This is a genomic window from Streptomyces griseoviridis, from assembly GCF_005222485.1.
Lineage (GTDB): Bacteria > Actinomycetota > Actinomycetes > Streptomycetales > Streptomycetaceae > Streptomyces > Streptomyces hintoniae.
Genome location: NZ_CP029078.1, coordinates 3,011,216 through 3,023,643, shown reverse-complemented (window position 1 = coordinate 3,023,643; position 12,428 = coordinate 3,011,216). Strand labels below are relative to the sequence as shown.

General features: G+C 74.6%; 11 protein-coding genes. 9 read left to right on the top strand and 2 right to left on the bottom strand.

Annotated elements, in window-relative coordinates; genetic code table 11:
* Positions 1 to 16: 16 nt before the first annotated feature.
* A complete protein-coding gene (hemW, locus tag DDJ31_RS12530; protein WP_127180185.1) occupies positions 17 to 1,249 on the top strand; it encodes a radical SAM family heme chaperone HemW in 1,233 nt (410 codons plus the stop codon).
* 74 nt (positions 1,250 to 1,323) lie between these two features.
* On the opposite strand, the gene DDJ31_RS12525 is transcribed toward hemW, so the two are convergent.
* Together DDJ31_RS12525 and DDJ31_RS12520 are read right to left on the bottom strand one after the other, a co-directional pair.
* Positions 1,324 to 2,127, bottom strand: coding sequence for a DUF3097 domain-containing protein (locus tag DDJ31_RS12525; RefSeq protein WP_127180186.1), 804 nt, complete (start codon positions 2,125 to 2,127; stop codon positions 1,324 to 1,326).
* 43 nt (positions 2,128 to 2,170) lie between these two features.
* Positions 2,171 to 2,896 carry an MBL fold metallo-hydrolase gene (locus DDJ31_RS12520; RefSeq protein WP_127180187.1) on the bottom strand — a complete coding sequence of 242 codons (726 nt, stop codon included), beginning with the start codon at positions 2,894 to 2,896 and terminating at the stop codon, positions 2,171 to 2,173.
* A 169-nt stretch (positions 2,897 to 3,065) separates the two neighbouring features.
* Between DDJ31_RS12520 and hrcA the strand changes: the two genes are divergently transcribed.
* The 8 genes from hrcA to DDJ31_RS12480 all read left to right on the top strand — a co-directional run bounded on the left by hrcA (position 3,066) and on the right by DDJ31_RS12480 (position 12,409).
* A complete protein-coding gene (gene hrcA / locus DDJ31_RS12515; protein WP_093827569.1) occupies positions 3,066 to 4,082 on the top strand; it encodes a heat-inducible transcriptional repressor HrcA in 1,017 nt (338 codons plus the stop codon).
* Entirely contained in the window at positions 4,083 to 5,216 is a 1,134-nt protein-coding gene (gene dnaJ / locus DDJ31_RS12510) for a molecular chaperone DnaJ (protein ID WP_127180188.1), read from the top strand.
* Between the two features lie 88 nt (positions 5,217 to 5,304).
* Complete coding sequence (locus tag DDJ31_RS12505) at positions 5,305 to 6,381, top strand: nitronate monooxygenase (protein WP_127180189.1); 1,077 nt, start codon at positions 5,305 to 5,307, stop codon at positions 6,379 to 6,381.
* Complete coding sequence (locus DDJ31_RS12500) at positions 6,378 to 7,136, top strand: 16S rRNA (uracil(1498)-N(3))-methyltransferase (protein ID WP_127180190.1); 759 nt, start codon at positions 6,378 to 6,380, stop codon at positions 7,134 to 7,136. The genes DDJ31_RS12505 and DDJ31_RS12500 overlap by 4 nt, the downstream gene beginning before the upstream one ends.
* A gap of 150 nt (positions 7,137 to 7,286) precedes the next feature.
* Entirely contained in the window at positions 7,287 to 7,829 is a 543-nt protein-coding gene (locus DDJ31_RS12495; RefSeq protein WP_240678230.1) for a hypothetical protein, read from the top strand.
* Between the two features lie 74 nt (positions 7,830 to 7,903).
* On the top strand, positions 7,904 to 11,098 hold the full coding sequence (locus DDJ31_RS12490; protein WP_127180191.1) for a S41 family peptidase: 3,195 nt from the start codon (positions 7,904 to 7,906) through the stop codon (positions 11,096 to 11,098).
* Between the two features lie 45 nt (positions 11,099 to 11,143).
* On the top strand, positions 11,144 to 11,497 hold the full coding sequence (locus tag DDJ31_RS12485) for a histidine triad nucleotide-binding protein (RefSeq protein ID WP_127180192.1): 354 nt from the start codon (positions 11,144 to 11,146) through the stop codon (positions 11,495 to 11,497).
* A 6-nt stretch (positions 11,498 to 11,503) separates the two neighbouring features.
* A complete protein-coding gene (locus tag DDJ31_RS12480; protein ID WP_127180193.1) occupies positions 11,504 to 12,409 on the top strand; it encodes a ribonuclease Z in 906 nt (301 codons plus the stop codon).
* Positions 12,410 to 12,428: the final 19 nt, after the last annotated feature.

Here is a 12,428-nt window from a genome sequence, read left to right as displayed (position 1 = left end):
CTGGACAATGGAGGGCATGCCTTCCGCACTCCCCGACGGCGAACCGGTCCCCGACGACGGCGCCCTGCCCGCCGCCGCGCTGGCCGGCGCCGCCGACCGCCCCCTCGGGTTCTACCTGCACGTCCCCTACTGCGCGACCCGCTGCGGCTACTGCGACTTCAACACCTACACGGCGACCGAGCTGCGCGGCACGGGCGGTGTCCTCGCCTCCCGCGACAACTACGCCGACACCCTGACCGACGAGGTCCGCCTGGCCCGCAAGGTCCTCGGCGACGACCCGCGCCCAGTCCGCACGGTCTTCGTCGGCGGCGGCACGCCCACCCTGCTGGCCGCCGCCGACCTGGTGCGGATGCTGGCGGCGGTCCGTGACGAGTTCGGGCTCGCGCCGGACGCCGAGATCACCACCGAGGCGAACCCCGAGTCGGTGGACCCCGCCTACCTGGCGGCGCTGCGGGAGGGCGGCTTCAACCGGATCTCGTTCGGCATGCAGAGCGCCCGGCAGCACGTCCTGAGGATCCTCGACCGCACCCACACCCCCGGCCGCCCCGAGGCGTGCGTCGCCGAGGCGCGGGCGGCGGGGTTCGAGCACGTGAACCTGGACCTGATCTACGGCACCCCCGGCGAGTCCGACGACGACTGGCGGGCCTCCCTCGACGCCGCCATCGGCGCCGGGCCCGACCATGTCTCCGCCTATGCCCTGATCGTCGAGGAGGGCACCGGGCTGGCCCGCAGGATCCGCCGCGGCGAGGTCCCGATGACCGACGACGACGTGCACGCCGACCGCTATCTGATCGCCGACGAGACGATGGCCGCGGCCGGGTTCGACTGGTACGAGGTGTCCAACTGGGCCACCTCGGAGGCGGCCAGGTGCCTGCACAACGAGCTGTACTGGCGGGGCGCCGACTGGTGGGGCGCGGGCCCCGGCGCCCACTCCCACGTCGGCGGGGTGCGCTGGTGGAACGTCAAGCATCCCGGCGCGTACGCGGCGGCCCTGGCGTCGGGGCGCTCGCCCGGCGCGGGCCGCGAGCTGCTCTCGGACGAGGACCGGCGGGTGGAGCGGATCCTGCTGGAGCTGCGGCTCGTCGAGGGCGTCCCGCTCGCCCTGCTGAGAGCCGAGGGACTCGCCGCCGCGGGCCGGGCCCGCGCCGACGGGCTCCTGGAGAGCGGCCCCTACGACGAGGGCCGCGCGGTGCTCACCCTGCGCGGCAGGCTCCTCGCGGACGCGGTGGTCAGGGACCTGGTGGACTGACCCGCCGCTGCCGGCCGGGCCCCTCGCTGCCGGCCGGGTCGCCGGGCCGCCGAGGTCACGGCCTCGCGCGGCCGTCAGGCCGGGGCCGTCACGAAGTCGATCAGCTCCTCCACCCGCCCGAGCAGCGCGGGCTCCAGGTCCTTGTACGAGTGCACCCGGCCCAGGATGCCCTGCCAGGCCGCCCCGGTGTTCTCCGGCCAGCCCAGGGCCCGGCACACCCCCGTCTTCCAGTCCTGGCCGCGCGGCACCCGGGGCCACGCCGTGATCCCCACCGACGACGGCTTCACCGCCTCCCAGATATCGATGTACGGGTGGCCGACGACCAGCGCGTCCTCGCTGGTCACCTGCTCGGCGATGCGCCACTCCTTGGAGCCGGGCACCAGGTGGTCCACCAGGACGCCGAGCCGGGCGTCGGGTCCCGGCGCGAACTCGGCGACGATCGCCGGGAGGTCGTCCACACCCTCCAGGTACTCCACGACCACGCCCTCCACGCGCAGGTCGTCGCCCCACACCCGCTCGACCAGCTCCGCGTCGTGCCGGCCCTCGACGTAGATGCGCCCGGCGCGGGCCACCCGGGCGCGGGCGCCGGGGACGGCCACCGAACCCGACGCGGTGCGGGTGGGCCTGGCCGGCCCGGACGCCGGCCTGACGAGCGTCACCACCCGGCCCTCCAGCAGGAAGCCACGCGGTTCCATCGGGAACACCCGGTGCTTGCCGAAGCGGTCCTCCAGGGTCACCGTGCCGGCCTCGCAGCGGATCACCGCCCCGCAGAACCCGGTGGCCGGCTCCTCCACCACGAGACCGGGGTCGGCGGCGATCTCGGGCACGGGCTTGGACTTCTTCCACGGCGGAGTCAGGTCCGACGAGTACGGGCGCATTCGCACGACGATAGGAGAAGCCGGGCCCGGACGGCGAGCCGCCTCACCGCGACACGCCGAAACGCGTTGCCAGCGCGTCCCGCTGGGCCCGCACGAACGCCGCGTCCACCACCGCGCCGTGACCGGGCACGTACAGCGCGTCCTCGCCGCCCAGCGCGAGCAGCCGGTCGAGCGCGGCGGGCCAGCGGGCCGGCACCGCGTCCTGACCTGCCTGCGGCCGCCCCGACTCCTCGACCAGGTCGCCGCAGAACACCACGGGCGGCGCTCCCGGCACCAGCACCGCCAGATCGTGCCCGGTGTGCCCGGGACCCACGTCCGCGAGCAGCACCCGCGTCCCGCCGCCGAGGTCCACGGCCAGCTCCCCGGCCACGGCACGCAGAGGCGGCACCGGGGCGTCGGCGGCCTCCCGCGCCACCCGCGGGTCCAGGCCCTCGCGCACCGCGTCCGCCCGCAGCTCCTCCGGGTCGGCGCGCCACCCGCCGGCCGCCCCCGCCGCCCCGAACACCGCCGCGTCCGCGAACGCCGCCGCCCCGAGGACGTGGTCGAAGTGCGGGTGGGTCAGCGCGAGATGGGTCACACGCCGGCCGGCGAGCGCCTCGGCCCGCTCCCGCAGCAGCGCGCCCTCCGCGAGCCCCGAACCGGCGTCCACCACCAGCGCCGCGCCCGCCCCGACGACGAGGCCCGCCGTGCAGTCCCACCCCGGCAGCCGGCACCGTCCGACGCCTTCCCGCAGCCGTTCCCACCCCAGCCCTTCCCAAGTCACCTTCATACGGTGACGCTAGCGGTGGCACAGGTCGGGGTCGTCCGACCTTGCCCCCGGTGCACCCGTGCGCCGTACACTGGCCCGGGGGGCGCTGGCACTCGCGCCCGCTGAGTGCCAGGCCGGTGCTCGCCGGTGCCGGCCGGTGCCACGGAGACGACTACTGGAGGTGTGCGCGATGCTGAGCGAGCGGAGGCTCCAGGTACTGCGTGCCATCGTCCACGACTACGTCGGGACCGAGGAGCCGGTCGGTTCGAAGGCGCTCACCGAGCGGCACAACCTCGGGGTCTCGCCCGCGACCGTGCGCAACGACATGGCCGCGCTGGAGGACGAGGGCTTCATCGCCCAGCCGCACACCAGCGCCGGGCGCATCCCCACCGACAAGGGCTACCGGCTCTTCGTCGACAAGCTGGCCGGTGTGAAACCGATGACGGGCCCCGAGCGGCGCGCCATCCACAGCTTCCTCGACGGCGCCGTCGACCTGGACGACGTCGTCGCCCGCACGGTGCGGCTGCTCGCGCAGCTGACCCGGCAGGTCGCGGTCGTGCAGTACCCGTCGCTGACCCGGTCCACGGTCCGGCACGTGGAGCTGCTGTCGCTGGCGCCGGCCCGGCTGATGCTGGTCCTGATCACCGACACCGGCCGGGTCGAACAGCGGCTGGTGGACTGCCCGGCGCCGTTCGGCGAGTCCTCGCTCGCCGACCTGCGGGCGCGGCTCAACAGCCGGGTCGCGGGCCGGCGCTTCACCGACGTCCCGCCGCTCGTCGAGGACCTCCCCGAGGCCTTCGACGTCGAGGACCGCGGCACCGTCTCGACGGTGCTCTCCACCCTGCTGGAGACGCTCGTCGAGGAGAACGAGGAGCGGCTGATGATCGGCGGCACCGCCAATCTCACCCGCTTCGGGCATGACTTTCCTCTCGTGATCCGCCCGGTCCTGGAGGCCCTGGAGGAACAGGTCGTCCTCCTCAAACTCCTGGGCGAGGCGGGGGATTCGGGCATGACCGTACGCATCGGTCACGAGAACGCCTACGAGGGACTCAACTCCACGTCCGTGGTCTCGGTCGGCTACGGTTCGGGCGGCGAGGCAGTCGCCAAGCTCGGCGTGGTCGGACCGACCCGCATGGATTACCCGGGAACGATGGGAGCGGTACGCGCAGTGGCACGGTACGTCGGACAGATCCTGGCGGAGTCGTAAGTGGCCACGGACTATTACGCCGTTCTCGGCGTGCGCCGCGACGCGTCGCAGGATGAGATCAAGAAGGCCTTCAGGCGGCTCGCGCGCGAGCTGCATCCGGACGTGAACCCGGATCCGAAGACCCAGGAGCGGTTCAAGGAGATCAACGCCGCCTACGAGGTGCTCTCCGACCCGCAGAAGAAGCAGGTCTACGACCTCGGCGGCGACCCCCTCTCGCAGGCGGGCGGCGGCGCGGGCGGCTTCGGCGCCGGCGGCTTCGGGAACTTCTCGGACATCATGGACGCGTTCTTCGGCACGGCGTCGCAGCGCGGACCGCGCTCGCGCACCCGCCGCGGCCAGGACGCCATGATCCGGCTGGAGATCGAGCTGGACGAAGCGGCCTTCGGCACCACGAAGGACATCCAGGTCGACACCGCGATCGTCTGCGCGACGTGCAGCGGCGAGGGCGCGGCCCCCGGCACCACCGCCCAGACCTGCGACATGTGCCGCGGCCGCGGCGAGGTGTCCCAGGTGACCCGGTCCTTCCTCGGCCAGGTCATGACGTCCCGCCCCTGCCCGCAGTGCCAGGGCTTCGGCACGGTCGTCCCGACCCCGTGCCCGGAGTGCGCGGGCGACGGCCGGGTCCGCTCCCGCCGCACCCTGACGGTGAAGATCCCGGCCGGTGTCGACAACGGCACCCGCATCCAGCTCGCGGGCGAGGGCGAGGTCGGCCCCGGCGGCGGCCCCGCAGGTGACCTCTACGTCGAGATCCACGAGCTGCCGCACTCGATGTTCCAGCGGCGCGGCGACGACCTGCACTGCACGGTCACCATCCCGATGACGGCGGCGGCCCTCGGCACCAAGGTGCCGCTGGAGACGCTCGACGGCCTGGAGGAGGTCGACATCAGGCCCGGCACCCAGTCGGGCCAGTCGATCCCGCTGCACGCCCGCGGTGTCACGCATCTGCGCGGCGGCGGGCGCGGCGACCTCATCGTGCACGTCGAGGTGCAGACGCCGACGAAGCTCGACCCCGAGCAGGAGCGGGTGCTGCGCGAGCTGTCCAAGCTGCGCGGCGAGGAGCGGCCGCTCGGCCAGTTCCAGCCGGGCCAGCAGGGCCTGTTCTCGCGGCTGAAGGACGCCTTCAACGGACGCTGAACGACCCCGGACGGGCCTTCTCCCAGCGGCTCTCGCCGGGGGCAAGGCCCGATTCGGACTTGCCGGGAGGACGTGACAACATGCCGTCATGTCCTCCCCGCTGACCGATCTCTTCCCGCATCCGATCGTGCAGGCCCCGATGGCGGGCGGTGTCTCCGTCCCGCAGCTCGCCGCCGCCGTGTCCGAGGCCGGCGGGCTCGGTTTCCTCGCCGCCGGGTACAAGACCGCCGACGGCATGTACCAGGAGATCAAGCAGCTCCGCGGGCTCACCGGCCGCCCCTTCGGCGTGAACCTCTTCCTGCCGCAGCCCGAGTACGCCGACCCGTCGGCGGTCGAGGTGTACGCCCATCAGCTGGCCGGCGAGGCCGCCTGGTACTCGACCGAGCTGGGCGACCCGGACAGCGGCAGGGACGACGGCTACGACGCCAAACTGGCGGTGCTCCTCGACAACCCGGTCCCGGTGGTGTCGTTCCACTTCGGCGTGCCGCGGCCGGACGCCCTGGAGTCGCTGCGCCGGGCCGGGACCTTCACCCTGGTCACCGTGACCACCGCGGAGGAGGCCCTCGCCGTGGAGCGGGCCGGCGCCGACGCGGTGATCGCGCAGGGCGTGGAGGCGGGCGGCCACCAGGGCACCCACCGCGACCTGCCCGAGCTGGACGGCTCGGGGCTCGGCCTGCTGGCGCTGATCGCGCAGATCAGGGAGACCGTCGCGCTGCCGATCGTCGCCGCGGGCGGCATCATGCGCGGCCACCAGATCGCCGCGGCCCTCGCCTCGGGCGCGACCGCCGCCCAGCTCGGCACGGCGTTCCTCGCCACCCCCGAGTCGGGCGCCCACGCCCTGCACAAGCAGGCGCTGACCAATCCGCTCTTCGTGCGCACCGAGCTGACCCGCGCCTTCTCCGGGCGCCCGGCGCGCGGCCTGGTCAACCGGTTCCTGCGCGAGCACGGCCCGTACGCGCCGGCCGCCTACCCGGAGGTCCACCACCTCACCTCGCCGCTGCGCAAGGCCGCCGCGAAGGCCGGGGACGCGCAGGGCATGGCGCTGTGGGCGGGGCAGGGCCACCGGATGGCAAGGGAGCTGCCCGCGGGACAGCTCGTCGAGGTGCTCGCCGCCGAGGTCGAGACGGCCAGGGCCGCGCTGTCGGCCGGGGGCGGCGCGCGATGACGGCGCCGGTGTTCGTGGTCGACTCGCTGGCCGGGGTGGGCGCGGGGGACGCCGGGTTCGTGCTGGAGGGGCCCGAGGGGCGGCACGCGGTGTCCGTGAAGCGGCTGCGGCCCGGCGAGGGCGTCGTCCTCACCGACGGGCGCGGGCGCTGGACCGAGGGCGTGGTGCGGGCTGCCGAGGGCAAGGACCGGCTGGTCGTCGGCGAGTTGGCGGAGGTCGCCGAGGAGCCCGTCGCGGCGCCCCGGATCACCGTCGTGCAGGCGCTGCCCAAGGGCGACAGGGGCGAGGTCGCCGTGGAGACCATGACCGAGGTCGGCGTGGACGCCGTGGTGCCCTGGCAGGCGTCCCGCTGCATCACCCAGTGGCGCGGCGAGCGCGGTCAGAAGGCGCTCGCCAAGTGGCGGGCCACCGCGCGGGAGGCGGGCAAGCAGTCCCGCCGGGTGCGCTTCCCCGAGGTCGCGGAGGCGGCGACGACCAAGCAGGTGGCGGCACTTCTGGCCACCGCCGACCTCGCCGTCGTCCTGCACGAGGACCGCGACTGGCCCAGCGCGCCGCTGGCCACCGCCGAACTCCCCGCCGACGGCGCGATCGTGCTCGTCGTCGGACCCGAAGGGGGCGTCTCCGCCGAGGAGTTGGCGCTGTTCGCCGAGGCGGGCGCGCGGGCCTGCCGGCTGGGACGCAGCGTGCTGCGCACCTCCACCGCGGGGACCGCCGCGACGGCCCTCCTCCTGGGCCGCACCGGCCGCTGGTCCTGACCTCCCGAACTCCCGTACGGCGGGCCGCGGGTGACGGTCCGGCGGCTCCGGAGGCCGGGGGCGCGCGACCGCACCGCGGTCTGCGCGGGGGCGCCCCCGTGGCCGTATGCGCTCTACCGCCGCGGGCCGGACGGTGGGACGCTGCCGTGCATGGCGGCATCGACAGCGTGGACGCGGCGCCCGCGGGGACGGCGGGTCGCCGCCGCGGTGTGCCTGGTGACGGCGGCCGTGGGCGCCGCCACGGCGTGCGACCCGGGCGCCATGAGCTCCGCGACCGTGGCGTACACCACCGACCAGACCGCGACCAAGGAACTGCAACGCCGGCATGTCACCGTCCAGTGGCTCAACTGCACCGGCGACTACGGCGGCAAGAACACCCCCACGCCGTCCGCCGGCGAGACCACCGTGGTGAGCGTCGACTGCACGGGGCAGACCAAGGACGGCAAGGACATCACCGTCACCGGCCGGGTCACCCGCGCGATCGACGGCGCCTGCGTGCGCGGCGACCTGACCGCCAAGGTCGGCGGCAGGCAGGTCTTCCACGTGAGCGGGCTCGGCGACTGCGACGCCACCCCCTCGCCGATCGCCAACCCCACCTACGGCGGCGGCACTCGGCCCACGGTCACGGTCACCGTCACCAGGACCCTCTGGTGCAGGAGCGATCCGCAGTGCTGGCCGGTGGAGGGCAAGTAGCGCCGATCAGGCCGCCGTCGGAGAAGTGATCGAAACCGCTGTCCCCACGGCCCGCCGCTGCATAGGGTGATCGGGTGACCCAGTCCGCAGCCCCCGCGTATCTCCGGTTCCCGCACCCGCACGGCGACCTGGTGGCGTTCACCGCCGAGGACGACGTCTGGCTCGCGCCCCTCGACGGTGGCCGCGCCTGGCGGGCCAGCTCCGACAACGTCCCCGTCGGCCAGCCGCGCATCTCGCCCGACGGCACCACCCTCGCCTGGACCTCCACCCGCGACGGCGCACCCGAGGTGCATGTCGCGCCGGTCGACGGCGGACCCGCCACCCGCCTGACGTACTGGGGCAGCCGCCGCACCCAGGTGCGCGGCTGGACCCCCGAGGGACACGTCCTCGCGATCACCACCCACGGGCAGCCGTCGTCGCGCCGCAGCTGGGCGCGGGCGGTCCCGCTGGACGGCGGCCCCGCCACCACCCTGCCCCACGGCCCGGTCGGCGACGTCGCGTTCGGCCCCGCCACCGTGCTGCTCTCCGCGCCGATGGGCCGGGAGGCCGCCTGGTGGAAGCGGTACCGGGGCGGCACCGCGGGCAAGTTGTGGATCGACCGCGAGGGCGACGGCGAATTCACCCGCCTGCACCAGGAGTTGGACGGCAACCTGGAGAGCCCGGTGTGGGTGGGGGAGCGGATCGCGTTCCTCTCCGACCACGAGGGCGTCGGCGCCGTCTACTCCTCCCTCGCCGACGGCTCCGACCTGCGCAGGCACACCCCCGTCGACGGCTTCTACGCCCGCCATCTCGCCGGTGACGGCAGCCGGTTGGTGTACAGCTCGGCCGGGCTGCTGTACCTCCTCGACGACCTCGACGGCAGCGCGCCGCGCCCCCTCGACATCCGGCTCGGCGGCTCCCGCACCGACCTCCAGCCGTACCCGCTGAACGCCTCCCACTGGTTCGGCGCCGCCGACCCCGACCACACCGCGCGCGGCAGCGCGGTCGCCGTCCGCGGCGCCGTCCACTGGATCACGCACCGCGCGGGCCCCGCCCGCGCGCTCGCCGCCCGGCCCGGCGTCCGGGCCCGGCTGCCCCGGGTCTTCCGCGCCGACGGCGAGGAGTGGGTGGTCTGGGTGACGGACGCCGAGGGCGACGACGCCCTGGAGTTCGCGCCCGCCACCGGCACCGCCCCGGGCACCAGCCCGCGCAGGCTCGCCGCGGGAGCGCTCGGCCGGGTCCTCGCCCTCGCGGTCGCCCCCGACGGCGGCCGGGTCGCCGTCGCCACCCACGACGGCCGGGTGCTGCTGGTCGAACGGGACAGCGGCGAGGTCCGCGAGGTCGACCGCAGCGACGACGGCGACGTCTCCGGGCTCGTCTTCTCACCCGACTCGACCTGGCTCGCCTGGTCCCACCCCGGCCCGCGCCCGCTGCGCCAGCTCCGGCTGGCCAACACCACCGACCTCACCGTCACCGAGGCGACCCCGCTCCGGTTCCGTGACTGGTCACCCGCGTTCACCCTGGACGGCAAGCACCTCGCGTTCCTGTCCGCGCGCGCCTTCGACCCCGTCTACGACGACCACGTCTTCGACCTCGCGTTCGTGGCCGGCGCCCGCCCGCACCTGATCACCCTCGCGGCGACCACCCCGTCCCCGTTCGGGCCGCAGCGGCACGGCCGGTCCTTCGACGCGCCGGACAAGGACGAGACCCCGGACAGCGAGGGCACCCCCGCCACCCGCGTCGACCTCGACGGGCTCGCCGACCGGATCGTGCCGTTCCCCGTCGAGGCCGCCCGCTACTCCACCCTGCGGGCCGCGAAGGACGGCGTGCTGTGGCTGCGCCACCCGGTGCGCGGGGTCCTCGGCGCCTCCAGGGCCACCCCGGACGACCCGGACCCCAAGAGCGCCCTGGAGCGCTACGACCTGGCCCAGCAGCGCATCGAGCACCTCGCCTCGGACGCCGACCACTTCGCCGTCAGCGGCGACGGCAAGCGCGTCCTGCTGTGGACCGACGGCAAGCTCAAGGTCGTCCCCAGCGACCGGCGGGCCTCGGGCGACGACGACAGCGACAGCAACATCACCGTCGACCTCGGCCGGATCAGGCAGACCGTCGACCCGGCCGCCGAGTGGCGGCAGATGTACGACGAGGCCGGCCGCCTGATGCGGGACAACTTCTGGCGGGCCGACCTCGGCGGCGTCGACTGGGACGGCGTCCTGGACCGCTACCGGCCCGTCCTCGAACGGGTCGCCACCCACGACGACCTGGTCGACCTGCTCTGGGAGGTGCAGGGCGAACTCGGCACCTCGCACGCCTACGTCACCCCGCGCGGCGGCCACGGCGGCGACCGGCAGGGCCTGCTCGGCGCCGACCTGTCCCGGCACGAGGACGGCAGCTGGCGGGTGGACCGGGTGCTGCCCGCCGAGACCTCCGACCCCGACGCCCGCTCCCCGCTCGCCGCGCCCGGCGTCGCGGTACGCCCGGGGGACGCGGTCGTCGCCGTCGGCGGCCTGCCCGTCGACCCGGTCACCGGACCGGGGCCGCTGCTGACCGGCACCGCCGGCAAGCCGGTCGAGCTGACCGTGCTGCCGGCCGGCGGCGGCGACGCCCGGCACGCCGTCGTCGTCCCGATCGCCGACGAGGAGCCGCTGCGCTACCACGCCTGGGTCGCCGACCGGCGGGCCTACGTCCACGAACGGTCCGGCGGGCGCCTCGGCTACCTGCACGTGCCGGACATGATCGGCTCCGGCTGGGCGCAGCTCCACCGCGACCTGCGGATCGAGGTGGCCAGGGAGGGCCTGGTCGTCGACGTCAGGGAGAACCGCGGCGGCCACACCTCGCAGCTCGTGGTGGAGAAGCTGGCCCGCCGGATCGTCGGCTGGGACCTGCCGCGCGGCCTGCGCGCCTCCAGCTACCCCGAGGACGCGCCGCGCGGCCCGGTGGTCGCCGTCGCCGACGAGTTCTCCGGCTCCGACGGCGACATCGTCAACGCGGCGATCAAGGCCCTCGGGATCGGGCCGGTCGTCGGCACCCGCACCTGGGGCGGCGTGGTCGGCATCGACAGCCGCTACCGGCTGGTCGACGGCACCCTGGTCACCCAGCCCAAGTACGCGTTCTGGCTGGAGGGTTACGGCTGGGGCGTGGAGAACCACGGGGTCGACCCGGACGTCGAGGTGGTGCAGCGCCCGCAGGACCACGCGGCGGGCCGCGACACCCAGCTCGACGCGGCGATCGCTCTCGCCCTCGAGGCCCTGGCGGACAACCCGGCGAAGACACCGCCCGAGCTGCCGTAGATAGCATGCACGGGTACCGAAGGACGAGGCGTGAGGAGTAGGGCCATGGCAGGGGAAGCGCAGGACGACTGCCTGTTCTGCAAGATCGTCGCGGGACAGATCCCGGCGACGATCGTGCGGCAGACCGCGACCACGGTCGCCTTCCGCGACATCAACCCGAAGGCGCCGGTCCACGTCCTGGTGATCCCCAAGGCGCACTACCCGGACGCCGCGTCGCTCGCCGAGGGCGCCCCCGAGCTGGCCGCCGACGTGCTGCGCGAGACCCGGGCGGTCGCCGAGGAGGAGAAGCTGGAGAGCTACCGCACCGTCTTCAACACCGGCGCGGGCGCCGGGCAGACCGTCTTCCACGCGCACGCGCACGTCCTCGGCGGGCGCGGTCTGCAGTGGCCGCCCGGATAGCCGCTCGTGTCCGTACGTGAACTCGTCGTCCTCGGCACCGCGAGCCAGGTCCCGACCCGGCACCGCAACCACAACGGCTATCTGCTGCGCTGGGACGGCGAGGGCATCCTCTTCGACCCGGGCGAGGGCACCCAGCGGCAGATGCTGCGGGCCGGGGTCGCCGCGCACGACCTGAACCGGATCTGCGTCACCCACTTCCACGGCGACCACTCGCTCGGCCTGGCCGGTGTCATCCAGCGGATCAACCTCGACCGGGTCCCGCACGAGATCACCGCGCACTACCCGCGCTCGGGCAAGCGCTTCTTCGACCGGCTCAGGTACGCCACCGCCTACCGCGAGACGGTCGGCCTCACCGAGGTCCCGGTGGACCGCGACGGCGACCTGGCCACGACCCCCGGGTACACCCTCCAGGCGCACCGGCTCTCGCACCCCGTCGAGTCCTACGGCTACCGGCTGGTCGAGCCGGACGGCCGCCGGATGCTGCCCGAACGGCTCGCCGCGCACGGCATCGCGGGCCCCGACGTCGGCCGCCTCCAGCGCGAGGGCACCCTCGACGGGGTCTCCCTCGCGGACGTCAGCGAGGTGCGCGCGGGCCAGCGGTTCGCGTTCGTCATGGACACCCGGCTCTGCGACGGCGTGCACGCCCTCGCCGAGGGCTGCGACCTGCTCGTCATCGAGTCGACGTTCCTCGACGAGGACACGGACCTCGCCGTCGAGCACGGCCATCTCACCGCCGGGCAGGCGGCCGCCGTGGCGGTCGGCGCGGGCGTGCGCCACCTGGTGCTCACCCACTTCAGCCAGCGCTACCACGACCCCGCGGAGTTCGAACGGCAGGCCCGCGCGGCAGGCTTCCAGGGCGAGCTGACGGTGGCACGCGACCTGCTGCGCGTCCCGGTTCCGAAACGCAGCTAAATCACCCGTACGATGCTTT